Source organism: Thiocapsa roseopersicina (assembly GCF_900106925.1).
Lineage (GTDB): Bacteria > Pseudomonadota > Gammaproteobacteria > Chromatiales > Chromatiaceae > Thiocapsa > Thiocapsa roseopersicina.
Map to the genome: position 1 here is coordinate 1 of NZ_FNNZ01000044.1, position 18,059 is coordinate 18,059.

15 protein-coding genes are annotated in these 18,059 nt (G+C 63.2%); 12 read left to right on the plus strand and 3 right to left on the minus strand.

Going from position 1 to position 18,059, the window contains the following annotated elements:
• Positions 1-42: 42 nt before the first annotated feature.
• The 10 genes from BLV04_RS22980 to BLV04_RS23025 all read left to right on the plus strand — a co-directional run bounded on the left by BLV04_RS22980 (position 43) and on the right by BLV04_RS23025 (position 11,183).
• On the plus strand, positions 43-1,836 hold the full coding sequence (locus BLV04_RS22980) for an IS1634 family transposase (protein WP_443080574.1): 1,794 nt from the start codon (positions 43-45) through the stop codon (positions 1,834-1,836).
• A 640-nt stretch (positions 1,837-2,476) separates the two neighbouring features.
• Positions 2,477-3,082, plus strand: a complete 606-nt coding sequence (locus BLV04_RS22985) for a recombinase family protein (protein WP_093038310.1) — start codon at positions 2,477-2,479, stop codon at positions 3,080-3,082.
• A complete protein-coding gene (locus BLV04_RS22990) occupies positions 3,072-6,026 on the plus strand; it encodes a Tn3 family transposase (RefSeq protein ID WP_093038312.1) in 2,955 nt (984 codons plus the stop codon). The genes BLV04_RS22985 and BLV04_RS22990 overlap by 11 nt, the downstream gene beginning before the upstream one ends.
• A 5-nt stretch (positions 6,027-6,031) precedes the next feature.
• On the plus strand, positions 6,032-6,793 hold the full coding sequence (locus BLV04_RS22995; RefSeq protein ID WP_245732004.1) for a DNA-binding protein: 762 nt from the start codon (positions 6,032-6,034) through the stop codon (positions 6,791-6,793).
• 2 nt (positions 6,794-6,795) lie between these two features.
• Complete coding sequence (locus BLV04_RS23000; protein WP_093038314.1) at positions 6,796-7,350, plus strand: 3'-5' exonuclease; 555 nt, start codon at positions 6,796-6,798, stop codon at positions 7,348-7,350.
• A gap of 183 nt (positions 7,351-7,533) precedes the next feature.
• Positions 7,534-7,743, plus strand: coding sequence for a hypothetical protein (locus BLV04_RS25785; protein WP_245732005.1), 210 nt, complete (start codon positions 7,534-7,536; stop codon positions 7,741-7,743).
• Positions 7,744-7,801: 58 nt separating this feature from the next.
• Positions 7,802-8,005: a CopG family transcriptional regulator gene (locus BLV04_RS23010; protein WP_093038316.1), complete on the plus strand. Its 204-nt coding sequence runs from the start codon at positions 7,802-7,804 to the stop codon at positions 8,003-8,005.
• An 85-nt stretch (positions 8,006-8,090) separates the two neighbouring features.
• The gene (locus BLV04_RS23015; protein WP_093038318.1) at positions 8,091-8,591 is read left to right on the plus strand and encodes a hypothetical protein; all 501 of its coding nucleotides are present in this window, start codon (positions 8,091-8,093) and stop codon (positions 8,589-8,591) included.
• 160 nt (positions 8,592-8,751) lie between these two features.
• On the plus strand, positions 8,752-9,513 hold the full coding sequence (locus tag BLV04_RS23020; protein WP_139192022.1) for a DUF6946 family protein: 762 nt from the start codon (positions 8,752-8,754) through the stop codon (positions 9,511-9,513).
• 284 nt (positions 9,514-9,797) lie between these two features.
• Positions 9,798-11,183 (plus strand): replication initiation protein, encoded by a 1,386-nt coding sequence (locus BLV04_RS23025; RefSeq protein ID WP_093038322.1) that lies wholly within the window; start codon positions 9,798-9,800, stop codon positions 11,181-11,183.
• Positions 11,184-12,674: 1,491 nt separating this feature from the next.
• On the opposite strand, the gene BLV04_RS23030 is transcribed toward BLV04_RS23025, so the two are convergent.
• From BLV04_RS23030 to BLV04_RS23040, 3 genes are all read right to left on the minus strand, one after another.
• Complete coding sequence (locus BLV04_RS23030; RefSeq protein WP_093038324.1) at positions 12,675-13,466, minus strand: SIR2 family NAD-dependent protein deacylase; 792 nt, start codon at positions 13,464-13,466, stop codon at positions 12,675-12,677.
• 810 nt (positions 13,467-14,276) lie between these two features.
• The gene (locus tag BLV04_RS23035; RefSeq protein WP_093038326.1) at positions 14,277-15,749 is read right to left on the minus strand and encodes an ATP-binding protein; all 1,473 of its coding nucleotides are present in this window, start codon (positions 15,747-15,749) and stop codon (positions 14,277-14,279) included.
• The gene (locus BLV04_RS23040) at positions 15,749-16,477 is read right to left on the minus strand and encodes a response regulator (protein WP_093038328.1); all 729 of its coding nucleotides are present in this window, start codon (positions 16,475-16,477) and stop codon (positions 15,749-15,751) included. Before BLV04_RS23040 ends, BLV04_RS23035 begins: the two co-directional genes overlap by 1 nt.
• 232 nt (positions 16,478-16,709) lie before the next feature.
• Between BLV04_RS23040 and BLV04_RS23045 the strand changes: the two genes are divergently transcribed.
• Together BLV04_RS23045 and BLV04_RS23050 are read left to right on the plus strand one after the other, a co-directional pair.
• Positions 16,710-17,219, plus strand: coding sequence for a DUF4405 domain-containing protein (locus BLV04_RS23045; protein ID WP_093038330.1), 510 nt, complete (start codon positions 16,710-16,712; stop codon positions 17,217-17,219).
• A 598-nt stretch (positions 17,220-17,817) separates the two neighbouring features.
• Positions 17,818-18,059, plus strand: a 242-nt coding sequence (locus BLV04_RS23050; protein WP_139192023.1) for a DUF3581 family protein, incomplete at its 3' end; no start/stop codon positions are given.

Genomic DNA, 18,059 nt, shown 5'->3' on the forward strand with positions numbered 1-18,059 from the left:
GTGGCCGGCTTGAACCGGAACGAGTGGCCGGTTTGAACCAGAATGGGTGGCCGCTTTAAATCAGAATGGGTGGCCGGATTGGGCCGGAATACGCACCTCGGGCGCCATTTCGCGGTGTCGCCCCCCGAGTGGCCGACGCTGTGCGTGCGCTTGGAGGAGTTGCTTGCTGGGCAGGGCGTGCTGCTGGAGGGGGTGCTCTCGCCCGCGCTGGAGCGCGAGGCCCAGCGCATCGGCGCCCAACTGCTGGCACGGCAACCGGTCACGCCCCCCGCACCGTCGCCGATTCCCGACGAGGCGACACCCGAAGCGGTGCCGCCCCCGGCGGCACCGGCCGAGGTTGACACCATCGAGGTGGACTCGCTGATCTTCAGCCGTCCGCGCTCGGTCGGGGTGGAGTCGGTGGGACTGTGGGCGATGGCGCAGCTGGAGTTCGCCACCCTGCTCGAGACCTTGGGCCTGAACGCGCCCGAGCGCACCGCGATCCTCGGGGCGATCATCGCCCGGATGGCCGCACCGGGCTCCGAGCGCGCCACCCGGCGCTGGTTGGTCGAGACCAGCGGGTTGGGTGAACTGCTGGACGTCGATTTCGAAGCCATGAACCTGATGCGCTTCTACCGCGCCTCCGATGCCCTGCTGCGCCACCGCGCCACGATCGAGGAGACGCTGTTCGCCCGGGTCAGTGAGTTCTTCGGACTGGATTGGACGGTCACGCTCTACGATCTGACCAACACCTTCTTCGAAGGCGAGGCGGCGGGCAATCCGCGGGCCAAGCACGGTCATTCCAAGGAGAAACGCAGCGACTGCCCGCTGGTGACCCTGGGTCTGGTGCTCGATGCCAGCGGCTTTGTGCGCCGCTCCGAGGTCTTCGACGGCAACGTGGTCGAGGGCACGACCTTGGAGGGCATGCTCGTCGGGTTGGGCGCCCCCGCGGGCGCCCTGGTGGTGATGGACCGCGGCATCGCCACCGAGGAGAACGTGGTGTGGCTGCGCGCGCAGGGCTATCGCTATTTGGTGGTGAGCCGGGAGCGTCAACGCCAATTCGATGCGGACGCGGCGATCGCGATCCGGACCGCCGGCGGGGATCCCATCGCCGTGCAGCGCGTCCTCGACGCCGAGGGCGAGGAGGTTCGCCTCTACTGTTACTCGGAACGCCGCGCACACAAGGAAGAAGGCATCGCCGAGCGGTTTTGCACCCGTTTCGAGGCGGCCCTGCAGGCCCTGCACGAGGGACTGGCCCGTCCACGCACCACCAAGCGCATCGCCAAGCTGTGGGAACGTATCGGTCGGTTGAAGGAGAAGAGTCACGGCGTCGGGCAGCATTACAGCATCACCATCGAGCCGGACGCCGGCGGGGTCAATGCCAAAGCCATCCGCTGGGAACGCCGACCGGTCGACGGCACCTTGGTCACGCATCCCGGAGTCTATTGCCTGCGCACCAACGAGCTGACGTGGGACTCGGAGCAGTTGTGGCGGACCTACGTCATGCTCACCGACCTGGAAGCGGTGTTCCGCTCCTTAAAATCGGAGTTGGGTCTGCGTCCGGTCTATCATCAGACGGCGGAGCGCGCCGAGGGACACCTGTTCATCACCGTGCTGGCCTATCAGTTCGTCCAGATCATCCGGCGGCGCCTGCAGGCGCACGGCATCACCGCGCGCTGGTCCAGTCTGCGCGCGATCCTCGCCGGCCAATGCCGGGTGACCGCCACCTTCCGCCGTCCCGACGGGCGTGCCCTGCATGTGCGCAAGGCCACTCAACCCGAGCCGGCGCAACTGGCGATCATCCGGGCACTGGGCAGCGACCCTACCCCGGGAGGTATGCACAAAATGATTGTCTGATCCCGCATCCCGAAGAATGGCATGTTTGTAGTGCCAGTCGCCCACTTCGTTTGGCGTAAGCCAATGAAAGAAAAGGGAGATTGGGATGGGGTGTTAAACTTGGGTTAGATTTGCTCGGTCTTTCGCATCATCCCATTCGAACTCCATCGTCTTGTATATATATTTCGTATATCTTTCTGTCAAGAAAAAATGTCCGGGAGTCGGTTGACAGATTGGGCAGGTAGTGGGACATAAAGGAGGTTATGTATTATATCTCAGGTAGTTGGCGCACACGGGTGTCACCAGCCGGGTGATCCGGTCGGCCCCGCGTTCGGTCCGCTGATCCAAATTCGGGGGACATTGGGGGGCGGAGGAGAGCCGCGAACTAGAAGGCGTATGGCAACGACTGCTTTGGGTCATAACGGGCCTATCCTGAACGTGACCGCCAGTGTCCGCTACGCGCGTGATGCAGTCGCCGAGACTCCGCGGCCGACAGGCCGATCATGGCCGAGAGCTGTCGTCATCCTGTCGGAAATCATCTGTTTTCCGACAGTCCACGAAGAGCCTCGCGAAAAGCGCGCTTCGGGGCGCTTAGAGTCAACGGAAAACCCTGTCGTAATCGGGTAGCATACGGAAACCCCGATTTCGTGGTTTTCCGCTCATGCTCGTCGGCTACATGCGCGTTTCTTCCGACTCTGACCGCCAGAGCACCGACCTGCAGCGCGATGCGCTCTTGTCGGCGGGTGTCGATGCCCGGAATCTCTTCGAGGATCACGCCTCAGGGGCCAGGGATGACCGGCCTGGCCTGACCAAGGCACTGGACTTCGTGCAGGCGGGTGATGTGCTGGTTGTCTGGAAGCTGGATCGCCTGGGGCGATCGCTCTCGCACCTCCTGACCATCATCGACTCTCTCAAGGACAAACAGGTCGCCTTCCGCTCGTTGACGGAAGGCATGGATACCACCAAGGCGTCCGGTGAGCTGCTGTTCCACGTCTTCGGTGCACTCGCTCAGTACGAACGGGCCTTGACCCAGGAACGGGTCATGGCGGGACTGGCTGCTGCCAAGCGCCGCGGGCGCACCGGTGGCCGCCCACCGGTCATCGTCGACGAGAAGCTCGACGCCATTCTGGCTGCGCTGAACGGCGGGATGTCCAAGGCGGCTGTGTGCCGCAATTTTGGCGTGAAGCGCTCGACCCTGATCGACACCCTGGCTCGCATTGGCTGGTCCGGCCCGAGTCCACCTGGAACCGAGCCGCATGCTGGATGATGCGCCACGCGGCCAAGATCATTGGCATCTCACACCCGATGAGCAACGGCTGGTGGAAGCCAAGCGCCGGGCCAGTCAGCTCGGCTTCGCCGTGCTCTTGGTCTTCTTCCGTGAGCGAGGCCGGTTTCCACGTGACACGGCCGAAGTCGATGCACAGGCGATCCGCGTACTGAGCGAGCAGCTCGATCTGCCGCTTCCCGCAGATAAGGCCGCTTTCCTCCGTGAGCGTACGGCCGAGCGGCTGCGCGCCGAAATCAGAATTCGCTTTGGCTTCCGCGAAGCGACGGTCGCCGATGCCGACAACCTGACGAGCTGGCTGTGCGATCAGGTCATCGGCACGCTCGGTAGCGAGATTGCGCCACTGATCGAGCGTCTGGAAGGACGCTGCCGCGCGCTCAGCCTCGAGCCACCGACCATTGAGCGCATGGAGCGCATCGCCCGCTCGGCGGTGCGCGCCTACGACGACCGCTTTCACGCTCGTACGCTCGATCGGCTCTCGTCTGCGACACGCAAGCGGCTGGACGCCTTGTTGAGTCCAGAGGAGACCGACGAAGCCGCTGCCGAGGACGAGGCCAGCCGCCAGCCCCCGGCAGTCTTGTTGAAGCTGCTCGGCAACCCCGGTCGTCCCAGTCTTGCCAGCCTACAAGACGAGTTGGCCAAGCTGGACCTCCTGCGAGGGATCACGCTTACCCCGGATCTGTTCGACGATGCGGTGCCGCGCGACCTGGAGCGCTGCCGTCGCCGTGTCTCCGTGGAGGCCCCCTATGAGCTGCGCCGACATCCGGAGGCCGCCCGGCTGACCTGGCTCGCCGCGTTCGTGCATCTGCGCGTGCGCACGCTGACCGATGACCTCGTCGATCTGCTGATCGAGACCATCCACACGATCGGGGCACGCGCCGAGCGCAAGGTCGAACGCGAGCTGCTCGAGGACCTCAAGCGCGTCACGGGAAAACAGAACCTGCTGTTCGCCCTCGCCGAAGCGACGCTGGCCGAGCCGGATGGCGTCGTGCGGGACGTGGTCTTTCCAGTGGTCGGCGAACAGACGCTGCAGGACTTGGTGAAAGAATGGAAGGCCACCGGGCCGACCTACCGTCTCACCCTGCGCGCGGTGATCCGCAACTCCTACCGTGGGCACTACCGACGCATGGTGCCCCGGTTACTGGCCGCGCTCGACTTCCGCTCCAACAACGACCGTCACCGTCCGGTGATGGAGGCGCTTGAGCTGGTCAAGCGCTTTGCCGAGAGCAAGGTCCGGATCTTTCCGCCCGAGGAGGACGCTCCACTCGATGGCGTCGTGCGGGGCCTGTGGCGCGAGGCGGTGGTGGAGCAGGACGCTGCCGGCGAGGATCGCGTCAACCGCATCACCTATGAGATCGCCGTGCTGGAGGCCCTGCGCGAGCGCCTGCGCTGCAAGGAGATCTGGGTGGTCGGAGCCGACCGCTACCGCAATCCGGACGAGGACCTGCCGGCCGACTTCGAGCGCAACCGCGAACGCTATTACCAGGCGCTGGAGCTGCCGTTGGACGCCGAGCGGTTCGTCACCGACCTGCAGGCCGAGATGCACGCGGCCCTGAGTACCCTGGATGCCGGATTGACGAAGAACCCGGCCGTTCGACTCACCACCAAGAAGGGCGGTGGCTGGATCACCCTGACACCCTTGGATGCACAACCCGATCCGCCCAACCTGACCGCCCTCAAGGCCGAGCTCAACGCCACCTGGCCGATGACGAGCCTGCTCGATATGGTCAAGGAAACGGATCTTCGGCTCGGCTTCACCGAGGTGCTCAAGAGCCCGACCGCCTACGAGACCCTGGAGCGCGCGGTCTTGCAGCCACGCTTGCTGCTGTGCCTGCACGGGATGGGCACCAATGCGGGCTTGCAGCGGATGGCGAATCTGGATTCGGGAACGACGGCCAAGGACCTGGCCTATGTGCGCCGACGCTACCTCAACGTCGAGGCCATGCGTCGAGCCATTGCCATTATCGCCAATGGGACCCTGCATGCCCGTAATCCGGCCATCTGGGGAGATGGGACGACGGCCTGTGCCTCGGACTCCAAGCATTTCGGCGCCTGGGATCAGAACCTGACAACCCAGTGGCACGTCCGCTATGGCGGGCGCGGCGTCATGATCTACTGGCACGTCGAGCGCAAGTCGCTGTGCATCCACAGCCAACTGAAGTCGCCGTCGTCCTCCGAGGTGGCGTCGATGATCGAGGGTGTCCTCCATCACTGCACCGAGATGGAGATCGACCGCCAGTACGTCGATTCGCACGGCCAGAGTACGGTCGCCTTCGCCTTCTGCCGCCTGCTCGGGTTCGAGCTGCTGCCTCGGCTGAAGGCCATCCACGCGCAGAAGCTGTACCGGCCGGAAACCGGCAAGGCCGATGCCTACAAGGATCTTCAACTGATTCTGACCCGACCGATCGACTGGGAGCTGATCCGGCAACAGTACGACCAGATGATCAAGTACACGACGGCACTGCGCTTGGGGACCGCCGAGACCGAGGCGATCCTGCGACGCTTTACCCGGCAGAACGTGCAGCACCCGACCTACAAGGCATTGGCCGAGCTTGGAAAGGCCATCAAGACCATCTTTCTGTGCCGCTACCTGCACTCCGAGGCTCTGCGGCGCGAGATCAACGAGGGACTCAATGTCGTCGAGCAGTGGAACGGCGCGACCGATTTCGTCTTCTTTGCCCGCCGCGGCGAGATGGTGAGCAACCGTCGTGAGGACCACGAGATCAGCATGCTCGCGCTCCATCTGATCCAGAACTGCATGGTCTACATCAACACCCTGATGATCCAAACCGTGCTGGCGAGGCCGCATTGGCAGGAACGGCTCACCCCTCGCGACTATGCGGCGCTGACGCCGCTGATCTGGGAGCACGTCAACCCGTACGGCCGCTTCGAGTTGGACATGAGCACTCGCCTGGCCTTGCCTTGAGAGAAGTGGCGGCTGGTGACACGACTGTTGGGTCTACCCCGAAATGGCTGAACCAATGGCGCGAGGCACGGACCGAGCTGGAGCGCACGTCCTCCCCGCCCATGCCGACGTCCGTCGAGACGGCGATGCGCGGTGTCTGGGTCGCCGCCTGGAAGACCGCGCAGGAGCAGATGGAGGGGGAGCGCGAGGCAATGGCGAGCGCCCGCAAAGAGATCGAGCGCGAGCGCGCCGAAATGCTCGCCGAGATCAGCCGCCTCGACGGCGAGCTCGATGCGGCGAAGACAGAGATCCAGCAGGTGCAGGAAGCGCTCGACGCCGAACGGAACGCGCACGAGGGCACGCGCGCCGAGGTGAAGGAGGCCCGCGCCGTCGCAAGCGAACGCAAGGCCCGTATCGAGCAGCAGGCGAGCGAGCTGCAGGAAGCCCAGCACCAAACCGCCGAAGCCAAGGCTCAGGCCGGTCGGGCGCAGGCCCTCGTGGCCGAGCGCGACCGCGCCTTGGCCGACAAGGATCGCTTCGCCAACGACCTCAAGCGCGAGCAGGAGACCGCCCGCCAAGCGAAGTCGGCGATCGACGCCGGGGCCGCGAAGATTCGCAAGCTGGAGGAGACGCTGGAGAGCGAGCGGCAGGCGCGGCAGGCCAGCGATCAGGCGCTCGGGGATCTACGTGTGCAGGTCGCTAGCCTCACCGAGAAGGCGGCCCATGCCGATGAGCTGCGGGCGCTGCTCGACGACCTGCGACGGAATTACACCCAAGGGAGGAGCTAAGCATGCGCACCGTCTATCTGGATCTCGAGACCACCGGTCTGAACCAGGCACACGACGAGATCATCGAGATCGGCGTGCTCGCCGACTCGGGTGCGGTCCTGCTCGACAGCCTGGTGCAGCCGGCGCGGCTGACCGCCTGGCCGGAGGCCGAACAGATCAACGGCATCGCCCCGGCCGCCGTCGCCGATGCACCACGCCTGGCCGAGCTGCGCCCACGTCTTATCGAGGCGATCGCAGGAGCGCGCGTGGTGATCTACAACGCGTCCTTCGACAGCGGATTTCTGGGATCGGAGCTGCTGAGCGGTGCGGGCGAGGTGGCCTGCGCCATGCTCGCCTTCGCCCGTGCCTTTGGCGTCTGGGACGACCGTCGCGACACCTGGCGCTGGCAGCGCCTCGCCAAGGCCGCCGCCCATGTCGGGTACGTCTGGCCCGGCCATGCCCATCGCGCCATCCACGACTGCATGGCGACCCGCGCCGTTTGGCGTTGGACCAACAACCAAGCCACCCCGATTCTGACCACACCCGCCGCATCGTGCGTGCACCGACCGGAATGCTGACGCCATGGCCACACACTCACCGAAATATCCGCTGGCCCGCCTCTCGCCCGCCAAGGACGACATCCTCATCATCGCCGTCACTCGCGAGTCGGTGATGACCGCCGACATCGCGCCCATGCTGGAGAAGCTGACCAGTTTCATTGGCTGCACTTCGCCGAGAAGGTCGGGGACACCATCCCGCACGTGCTGCGCCTGCTCTGCCGGGGCCGCTACGAGCGCCAGCGACCGGGTCTGGTCGGCTGGCGGTTTGCGGATTTCGACGAGATCAAGCGCGTGCTCTCGCGCCTGTTCTGCGGCCAGAACGCGATGTACGAGCGGCTCGCGCTGCCGGAGGAGATCAACGAGCGGATCGCTCAGGAGATCGCACAGCTGATCGAGAATACCTTCCGGTGAAACGAACGGTCCTGATCACATATATTCGTGCATCTGGTTGATATGATAGAGCATCACCATGGGCCAAGTGACGATCTACCTCGATGACGAGGCCGAAACTCGGGTGCAAGAGGCCGCCGAAGTCAACGGCGTCGCCGTCAGCCGCTGGGTTGCCGAGCTGATCCGAGAGAGGACCGCAGCCGAATGGCCAGAGTCCGTCCGCCAACTGGCCGGGGCTTGGTCGGACTTTCCGGACGCGGAGACACTGCGGCATACCCGCTGATCTACGACGCAACACGCGGGTGTTTTCGCGTATCCCCGGGCTAACGCTTGATGACTAGTTTTAGCCGTCACTCGGAGAAATCGTCATGACCCTGACCAAACTGATTCGATCCACCGGCATCGCTGCCGTCGGGCTGCTCGCCATCCTGGCCGGAAAGGTCGGCGCAGTCCTGCCGCCGGACGCGGTGGAAGGGCTCAAGGCGAATGCCCAAACCGTCCTCGAAGTGAAGGTCATAGAGGCGCAGAGCGCTGCGGATACCGGGGAGCGCTTCGTCGTGGTCTATCGCATGGAGGTCGTCTCCGTGCTGCGCTCGACCATGCGGGTGGAGCCGGGCGAGATCATCCGGGTGCGCTCGTACGGCGTGAGCCAGGCGCTCCTGGACCGTGGCTTTGTCGGACCCAAGATCCCGGCCCTCCTGGTACCGGGCTGGATCGGCACCGCCTACCTCGATTCCGACCCGCAGGCATCCGGCGCCGACGTCGAGCGTCAATTCGTGATCGCCGCGCACGGCGACAGCTTCGTGGAGCTGCCGCCGGGTCCGCCCGCGCTCCAGTACAGCGTCATGCCGCCCGAAGGCGAGCAGTGAGTTGACGGTCGCTCCTAGGCTTGGCCAAAACCCCGACGCGCCTCGAACTTATACAAATTGAGAATCGGATTGCCGATTTGTATCGATTTCGACATGCTCCGGCACCTCGAACATAATCCGGTTAAGGTCCGGACCTCCGTAGGCAACAAGGGCGAGCTTCATGCCGATCGCGAAAGCGGGTCAGCCCATTGCATCACTTGCAGACTGGGAGCAATACGCCCCGCCGAAGTCACCTCGCCACTGGGTTGATGGCAGGAGCGCGAAAGATGTCGCGCGGGCTTGGCTCGAGGGTGGCGGGATAACCATGCCGCCCGAGGTTCTGGCGACGCTGTCCGGCCACCCGCGTTTCGACGATGTGCTGTCGTGGGACGCGGAACCGGAAGGAAGGCTTCGCTTCGATGCCTTTCCCGGCGAGCCTCGGAACACCGACGTCCTCGTCGTCGCGAACGATGCGTTCGGTCCCTTTGTGCTCGCGGTCGAAGCGAAGGCCGACGAGCCCTACGGCGACACCCTCGGCACCGTGCTCGCCGCCGCTTTGGAGCGGCGCATCGAGAATCCCAGGTCCAAAGGCATCGCCAGAATCGAAGGGTTGGCGACGCTGCTCCTGATTCCACGGAGTGCCGGTCTTCCCAAGGCCGGGGATCTGAGATACCAGTTGTTCACGGCTTGTGCAGGCGCGTTAGCCGAGGCACAACGGCGCCGCGCGGGGCGAGCAGTCATGCTCGTGCACGAGTTCATTACGCCCGCGACATCCGACGTGAAACACGCGCGAAACGCATCCGATTTCCGGTTGTTCCTGTCTCGCATCTCGGGTTGCTCCCACAGGGATGTTGCTGACGGGGAGCTTCAAGGCCCGTTTGTATTTGCACCCTATGCCAGCGTCGAATTGTTTGTGGGTAAAGTCACGCGAAATCGCAGATGACCGCGATCGCCTCGTGATTCGCACTTACTCTCCAAGATCTCGGTCCGGAGAGCGAAGGCCCGAACGCCTGTTCAAGCCCGACGACGAAGCTCTGTGTTCGACACGGACCACGAAACACCCTTCAAACCGGTCATCTCGGACGCTCCATGCCGATCCGCCCTTCTTGAGGAACGTCTTGATCCATTCGGTGAATTCGGATCGGTTGCGTAAACGAAAGGCAGATCGTAAAGTGACTAGTAGGAGGCTCATGGAGTCACTTTAACGCCAACCCGGCACCTTGCCCCATGCCAAATGAAAACACGGAAGGTCAAGAATCCGTTCCCAACACGCTGAGCGAGTTGAGCGAAAACGGCGAACCAATCCTCAAGAAATACGTCGGTGCGGTTCACATCGGGGCAGATTTGACCCTCTATCAGAGACGTGCCTTCAACGTTTTGTTGTTTTGGGCGATGCCGCACATGCTGCGGACAACACGTCACGAGATCAACGTCAACGACCTTGCCTGGGGCATGGGACTCGACAGAGCCACCCAGCGCATGTCCCGCCTGATCGAGAACCTCGAGAAGATGATGGCGGCACGCGTCGTCTGGAATTTGCTCGACGAGAAGGGCGACCTCGAAGAATGGGAAAGCACGACCCTGCTGCCGTATGTGAAGTTCAACCGACGCACCCAGATCGTCACCTACGAGTTCACCCGAGCATTTCAGGAGCGTGTGTACAGTCCGACCGAGTTCGCCGAGATCGCGCTGCGCATGCAGCGCGCATTCAGGTCGGAACACGCCCTGGCACTCTACGAGAACGCACGGCGCTTTCTCCCTCAAGGAGAGACACCCTGGATCCCGATCGAGACCTTCCGCAAACTTATGGGGGTCGACAAAAAGACCTATTACGATGAATTCAAGTATCTGAATTCGAGACTCATCAAGCCGTCGATCAAGCAAGTCAACGAGTGCTCGGACATCCGGGTCCAGATGAAGACCAAGCGCAGCAATCGCGCCGTGATCGAGTTGAAGTTCCTGGTTGAGCCAAATCCCCAGATGACGTTGTTTGCCGAGACGCTGTCCCGCCAGGACGTCGGCTTAATCATGGCCGAGGGCCAAAAACGCTTGATCCTGCGCCTATCGGGCTACCGCATCACCGGGAAACGCGCCGCCGGGCTCATCGACCAGTACAGCGAGGACGACATCATCGCGGCACTGGATGCAGCCGACGCCTGGATGGAAGCCAAGGAGAAGCGGAGGGAGTCGATCGCCAACCCCGCGGGTGTCGTCTACAAGGCCATCACGGAAGGATGGAGAATGTCTATCGAGACATCGCAGGCGGACTCGGATGATGTCCCGGACACGACGTGCAGTACCCGAAGCGAGAGGCAGGAGAGTGCAGAACGCGCTCGCGAGCGGATGGCAAGCGAGTTCAGACGACGATGGTATGCAGACTACGTCAAAGGCCGCAGCAGGGAGGAGCTCGAAGCCTTGGAGCAGACCTTTCGGGAATCTCTGCAAGCCCAGGGGGACACTCAAATGATCCTAGAGCGGATGGACAAGCAAGGCATAACGGGGATCGTCTTGGGAGTCTTTCAGCATCATCTTGCGTCACTCGGTATCGCGCCCACCAAAGACGAAGTCGAACGGCATCTCGACAACCTAAAGCAGGGCGACGGGGCCGCTTAATCTTAGGTGGCCCGCGCCCAAGAGCCTCGAAAAGTGCCAAGTTTGGGCGGGTTCGCGCAAGGCGCTGATCCGGGAGTCTAAGACTGATCTCCCAGGTGCTAATTTCGGGCCGAAAGGTTCCAGCTTTTGGGCGCATAGGTGCTCAGTTCGGGCCGAAAGGTTCCAACTTTTGGCGCATAGGTGCTTAGTTCGGGCCGAAAGGTTCCAGTTTCAGGCGCTAAAGCGCCAACTTCGGGCGCCCATTTTTGGCACCTTAGCGCCCAAAACTAGCACTTTAAGAGAATAACTCTTTGTTTTTATTAGGCCGAGTTGCTTCTCTAGTAGTAGTTAAGTAGTTTTTCTAAAAACTACTACAGCAAGGAAGCGCTCTACTTTGAGTCGCGGATGGTTCCATCGATGAAACCTCGGCGAAAGGTGCTAACTTTTGGCACGTCGTTCAGACACTTCCTCAACGAAGACCGAAAGGTGCCAAGTTTGGGGGCTTAAAGATGCTGCGCTGACCTGTCCACATCCTCGACCGCCTCCTTACACCTAACCGTAACCAACCGACCAAGCTGGCGCCGACTTCGAACGCCTGCGAAACGCAGCATAAGATATCCTTCAAACACGGCCTTTCGGCAAGTGATGATGCCAATAATATATTTAAGATCATTCACTTAAAGTGATGCAAGCATTGCCGATAATCGGCTTCCAAAACCCTTGAGCTTTCCGATCCATTCATCCAAGACCACGACGAAGGAGAACGGTCGCGAGAAGTGCTGATTCCGGGCAGCATGACGCTCATCACTGAATTCACCTGACGTGGCGCGGCCTGAAAGGTGCCACGTTTGGGCGGAGGCACCATTTAGTCCTGAATCATCGACCTTTCGGCCAAAGCGACACGACGACTCCACCCCGCGGGCTCACTCTGTTTCGCACCAGCTGACAGGTGCCAATCTCGGGCGCGACAAGATCAGGGGCTGCCGCTCCAAATTCGCGACCTTTCTCATCTGTTCACCTACGGCCCTTGCGGCGAACGCTCGCGAAAGGTGCCAAGTTTGGGCGGTCCCGGACCACGGTTTAGTGCAGAACCCTAATCTTCAACCGTTCGAGCGAGTCCTTCTGGTCGGAACGAAGCCACCCGACGATCACCCTCTGCTTTGCGCCAGCCGAAAGGTGCCAAGTTTAGGCGGACGTGGATGACATGCCTGTCTCCCAAAGGCTTTATCTTTCATATCTGTTCATCTGCAGCGCTACCTGAAAAACAGTCGCGAAAGGTGCCAAGTTCGGGCAGCTGAGGACGGCACGGTGTTGCATGAACCCCAAACCCTCGACCTTTCGTCTTAGTCGATGCCAGGGTTCGGATCGCTGCGAAAGGTGCCAATTTCGGGCGCAGGGGTATGGAGTGCAGAATCCGCGTGAGCCGGACTGCTGCGAAAGGTGCCAATCTCGGGCGGATGGGGAGACAGACCGATTCCCCAAAAGCTCGACCTTTCGCAGACTTGCCGACGCTCAGTCTGCATCCGGCCAGGCCTGCTGTACCAGTTCGGGCAGAAACCGGGCGGCGGTACCCCTGAGCCGAAACGTCGCGAGGTCGTCGAGGTCGGTCCTGTCCGGATTGATCTGCACCACGGCCACACCTCGGCCGAGCGCCGTCAAAGGTAACTCGGCAGCTGGATAGACCAGCGCCGAGGTTCCCACGACCAAGACCAAATCGCAGTCCCAGGCGGCGGTCTCGGCAGCCTCCCAGACGTCGGCGGGGAGTGATTCGCCGAACCAGACAACTCCGGGGCGAACTGGTCCGCGGCAGCGTTCGCAGCGCGGCGGCGGGAGCGGGGCACCATCGAGCGCAACATCACAGGGCGGGTCGGCAGGGATATGAGGATAGCCGCAATCCCTGCAGTAAGGCCGATGCAGACTGCGGTGGAGCTCTAGAACGGCCGGACTGCCGGCCCGCTGATGCAGACCGTCGACGTTCTGGGTGACCAGGGTCAGGCGAGGGACTCGATCGGCCAAAGCTGCGATGGCCCGGTGAGCCGGATTGGGCTCGCAAAGCAGCACCTGCGCTCGACGCCAGGCGTACCAGCCCCAGATAAGCGCGGGATCTGCATCGAAGGCCTCTGGCGTGGCCAACTGCGCCGGGTCGAAGCGACCCCACAGGCCGTCCAAGGCATCCCGAAAGGTCGGAATACCGCTCTCCTGCGAGACACCGGCGCCGGTGAGCACCAACAGATGGCGACAGGTGCACAGACGGGTCAGCAGTTCCGATGGGTAAGGTTCAGTCTCAAGGGATGACGTAGGCATCGGGATCCGGTTCGCGGTTTGTTACCGATGATGCTCCGGATCTGGCCGGACGCCCCGAAAGCTTAACCGTTCGAGAGATAAGGTTCCGGTACGGATCCAGCCCCCAAATCCTCGACCTTTTGTAATCGTCGATGCCGGGGTGGTCTCGAAGATGCCAAATTCGGGCACCGAGGCCCGACTGCAGGATCTGCGTGGGCTGGAGCGCTGCGACAGGTGCTACGTTCTTCCAACCGGCTACTCGCTGTCGAAGCCGTGTGATCCGTTGCTGCGATTCGCGCGGCTTCGAAGCCAACCGCAACGCCTTCGGTTCGGTGATGATCACCTCAAGACGCTTACACCTGATACCGGAAAGGCGCTCGCGGTTCAACGCATGACAAGTCACGACCCAGACCGGGCACCGAGCCGAGCCAGCCAACCGATCGCTGTGCCCCAGGAGCGGTCTGTCGCGGCCGCTCAGCCGTGCGGCCCAGAAGAAGTATTGTCGGCCTGACCAATCAACGGCCCGCGCAACATCGGCGCCTGGTTAGCATTGGTTTGCGGACGTCGTCGGGCTTGCCGAACAATGGCCGTTAACAACTCGACGCGATCGGCCGGACTTGGGAGATTGCAGCACAGCGACTGCGCTGGAGAGCATGGTCTGCAGCTCCGTAGCTCCTACTGGATTGACGAGGTGTTGATCAAGACAAGACCCGCCTCCAGGGCACGCATGCGGGTATTGTCCCGACCCCCAACGGTCTCTCGCGACCAACCGGAAAGTGGGTCGGGAGGGTTTTCGGCTGTTGGCGTACGTCACGACGCCTGGCCGCGGCGCTATTCCGGAAGCCGTACCACGGCGCGCAAGCCGCCGCTCGGCATGTTGGCGAGAAGCAGCGTTCCGCCGTGAGCATGCACGATGGTCCTGGCGACCGATAGACCGAGACCAGTGCCCCCGGTCTCGGAGCTGCGCGAGGTCTCGAGGCGGAAGAAGGGCTCGAACACGCGCTCGAGGTCGGCCTCCGGGATGCCCGGCCCGTCGTCTTCGATCAGGATCGTACGGCTACCGCGCTCCTCCAACAGCTGCACCCCGGCTGTGTTGGCGTACTTCAGGGCGTTGTCGATCAGGTTGTTCAGCGCCCGCTTCAACGCGATCGGCCGACAGTGGAAGATCGAGCGGTGGGGCCCCTCGTAGCTGACTGCCCCCCCGAGGTCCGCATGATCGTCGACCAGGCTCTGCACGAGCGCCCCCAGATCTGTCGGCCGGCTCCTCTCGTCAGCCGCCTCGTCCCGGGCGAAGCTGAGCGCGGCGGACAAGACGGCCTCCATCTCGGCGAGTGTGGCGAGCGTCTTATCGCGCATCTCGACATCGTCGATGTACTCGGCCCGCAGCCGTAGCGTGGTGATGGGTGTGCGTAAGTCGTGGGAAACGGCCGCAAGCATGTAGGAGCGATCCCGGATATGGCGTTCCAGGCGCTCCTGCATACGGTTGAAGGCGTGGATGGTCTGTCGGATTTCTCGTGGTCCCTCTTCGGCGAGCTGCGCTTGGGCTTGGCCTAGCCCAAGCCGGTTCGAGGCATCCGCCAACCGCGCCATGGGTCGCGCCATGCGCCGGGTCAATAGCAGCCCGGCGGCGATCACCACCGCGAGCAGCATTGCGAGCAGCTGTAAGGTCTTGCCGGCCCAGGGCGGCGGCTCCTCCAGCCGCGCCGTGCGGATGTTGACCCAGCCGCCGTCACGCAAACGCGCGGAGACCGCAATGCCTGTCACATCGGCGGTGCGGATGTCCTGATGCAAGCGCTTGGCGTCGGCCTCCGCGAGGTCGGGCGGGATGGGCGCCACCTTCTTGCGGGCATCCAGCTCCAGTGCGACGCGCACGAATTCGCGGTTCTCTATGCCCAGGGCCGCCCGCAGCTTATGCTGGATCATGTGCTCCAGGCCGTAGCGCCAAGGCCTGGACCCGCCGACGGCGGGCCGGTCGGTGAGACTGATCGTGTCGCCAAGGCGCGCGAAACTGGCGATGATCCCGTCGCGCCCGGCCCGGTCGGCGTCGTTCAGCAGCAGCACCAGGGTCGTGACCTGATCCAGCAGGTAGAAGAGGTTGCGCTCCTCGAAGCGATCCCGGCGCTCGTCGTGGAGCAACAAGGCGCTGCCGACCAGCATTACCAGCGTCATACCGATCAAGAGCGTCAGGGTGCGTCCGGCAAGGGTATCAGGCCAGCGGCGCAGCACCGCCGAGATGGCCTGAGCAGGCTTCCTGTGCGAACCAAGGGCCGTCCGAATTCGACGCTGCAAGCTCGACAGGGACATCAACCGAGGGCCTCGACCTTGGGCGCGAACAGGTAACCGTCCCCGCGGACCGTCTTGATGATCTGCGGCTCCCGAGAATCGTCACCGAGCTTGCGTCGCAACCGGCTCACGAGCGTATCGATGGACCGGTCGAAAGCGCGGGCGTCTCGCCCGCGCGCCAGGTCCAGCAGCTGGTCGCGGCTCAGCACCCGCCCCGGACGGCTGGCCAGCGCCATCAGCAGCGCGAACTCGGCGCCGCTCAGTGGCACCAAGGTCTGCTCCGGGTCCACAAGCTCGCGGGATTGGGGCGCCAAGGTCCAACCGAGGAAGCGCAGCCGCTCGGGGGATTGCGGGGTTCGAACGGCCGCCGGGTCCGCGGTGCGCCGCAGCACGGCTTTGATGCGCGCAAGCAATTCGCGTGGATTGAACGGCTTCGCAAGATAGTCGTCGGCGCCCATCTCCAGGCCGATGATGCGATCGGTGTCCTCTCCCATCGCCGTCAGCATGATCACTGGCAAGACCCCATGCGGGCCTGCGCGCAGATTGCGGCACAGCGTCAGGCCGTCCTCGCCCGGCATCATCAGATCCAGCACGACCAGCTCGATGGCGGCGGCAGCCAAGACACGGTGCATCTCGACACCGTTTGCCGCGGTGCTGACGCGGTAGCCGTGGTCGCCGAGATACCGCTGCACCAGGCTGCGGATCTCGGCGTGGTCATCGACGACGAGGATATGCGGCTGCTTCTCCATGCCAACAGTCTAAGGCCTCCCTGCGCCGCCTGTGCCGAAACTTGGTGTCGGACTGTGTCATGGCCGGGCGCTGTCACAAACGGTCACAAAAGGCGGTTCCCTCGACAAACGACCGACACAGCCAGGACATTCAATAGGCGCCGTCCGTGGGGCAAAGCCGCCTGCCTTCCCCCGCGTGCAGGCGGATCAGAGCGATCCGTCGGGCCTATTTGAATCTTTTCAGGAGAACCCGGTGAAAACCGTCAACTTGCGTCTCTGGTCCACCCCCGCCGTGATCGGCGCGGGTCTGTTCGTCGCCGTGTCCGGCGTCATGATGTTCTTCGGCATCCATCAGCCCGTGGAGCGGGCCCACGAATGGATCGGCCTCGCCTTCGCGGCAGCCATTGCGCTGCACCTGCTCACCCACTGGCGCGGCTTCAAAGGCTATTTCAAGCAACCTCTCGCGCTCGGCATCGTCGGGGCGCTGGCACTCACGACCGCGTTCATGCTGCTGCCCGCGGGCGAAGACGGACACGGGATCAAGGGGTTGATCCAAAAAGTCGAGGCCGCGCCGCTGGCTCAGGTTGCGCCGCTGTTCGAGCGAAGCACGGATCAGATCCTCAGCACTCTGCAAGAGGCCGGGTTCAGCGTTCAGGGCGCGCAGCAGTCCGTCGCCTCCATCGCTGCCGCCAACGGCTCCGAGCCGAAGGTGCTGCTGAGACTGCTGCTTGATCGAGGTCGAGTGACGGATGCGGTTCCCTGATTCGTTCGATGAAGGTCGCGGGACTTCACCGACTGCGACAATGCGAACGACGCTGCTCGCCGCGGTGAGTGGGTTGCTCTTGCTTGACCATCACGAGTTCCTGATCGACATCGCGGATGGCAAGAGACCGCGATGTGACGGGAGCGGTCACCCATCCTGAAGCTCCGTCCGGAAGGTCTGAGTCGTGTCTTGTCGCTGGCTGAAGTGCAAGCGGCTTTCCGGTATTAGGACTGAGGAGTCACCACGCTGCGAAAGACCGGTGACGGCCTCCCGGAACACAGTCGGAGGCGCTCCGCGGTATCCGCTTCGGTGATACTCGATTTTCGCTGATGGTGGGTCGGCGTTGTCCAACGCCGACGTCTCGGAGTGGATCCGACACGGCATCTACGCTTAACCTCGACACTGCCGGGGCGCCGGCGCGGGCTTGCTTCTCCACGTGTTCCCCGCATCTGCGGGGATGAACCGCGTGGTGCGTAGGCACGAAGCGCCGGTGTTCCCCGCGAGCAATCAGCGCCAACCCGACCCCTCGCGTGGTCGATGTCCTTTCCTCGCCCCGGTGGCAGGTTGTCCGGCCGCCCGGACCTCGGAGCTTTGAGCCATGTTTCTCGATCCTTTCCACGCGGCCGAAGAGGGCACGCTGCGTATCTCCGCGCAGCAAGGCAGCGCCTTCGCCAAGGAGGTCGCGGGTGACTTCAATCCGATCCACGATGCGACGAATCCGCGCTTCTGTGCCCCCGGCGATCTCCTCTTTGCACTTGTCCTCGCCAGATGCGGCCTTGCACGTCGGATGACCTTTCGCTTCACCGGAATGGTCGGAGCGGATGCCGCATTGAACGTCAT

What these genes read in the sequence shown, in the direction of transcription:
- BLV04_RS23000 (WP_093038314.1), top strand. Translation starts at nt 6,796, where the DNA reads ATGCGCACCGTCTATCTGGATCTCGAGACCACCGGTCTGAACCAGGCA.
- BLV04_RS22980 (WP_443080574.1), top strand. Translation starts at nt 43, where the DNA reads ATGGGTGGCCGCTTTAAATCAGAATGGGTGGCCGGATTGGGCCGGAAT.
- BLV04_RS23020 (WP_139192022.1), top strand. Translation starts at nt 8,752, where the DNA reads ATGCCGATCGCGAAAGCGGGTCAGCCCATTGCATCACTTGCAGACTGG.
- BLV04_RS22985 (WP_093038310.1), top strand. Translation starts at nt 2,477, where the DNA reads ATGCTCGTCGGCTACATGCGCGTTTCTTCCGACTCTGACCGCCAGAGC.
- BLV04_RS23015 (WP_093038318.1), top strand. Translation starts at nt 8,091, where the DNA reads ATGACCCTGACCAAACTGATTCGATCCACCGGCATCGCTGCCGTCGGG.
- BLV04_RS23025 (WP_093038322.1), top strand. Translation starts at nt 9,798, where the DNA reads ATGCCAAATGAAAACACGGAAGGTCAAGAATCCGTTCCCAACACGCTG.
- BLV04_RS23035 (WP_093038326.1), bottom strand. Translation starts at nt 15,749, where the DNA reads ATGTCCCTGTCGAGCTTGCAGCGTCGAATTCGGACGGCCCTTGGTTCG.
- BLV04_RS23030 (WP_093038324.1), bottom strand. Translation starts at nt 13,466, where the DNA reads ATGCCTACGTCATCCCTTGAGACTGAACCTTACCCATCGGAACTGCTG.
- BLV04_RS23040 (WP_093038328.1), bottom strand. Translation starts at nt 16,477, where the DNA reads ATGGAGAAGCAGCCGCATATCCTCGTCGTCGATGACCACGCCGAGATC.
- BLV04_RS22990 (WP_093038312.1), top strand. Translation starts at nt 3,072, where the DNA reads ATGCTGGATGATGCGCCACGCGGCCAAGATCATTGGCATCTCACACCC.
- BLV04_RS23010 (WP_093038316.1), top strand. Translation starts at nt 7,802, where the DNA reads ATGGGCCAAGTGACGATCTACCTCGATGACGAGGCCGAAACTCGGGTG.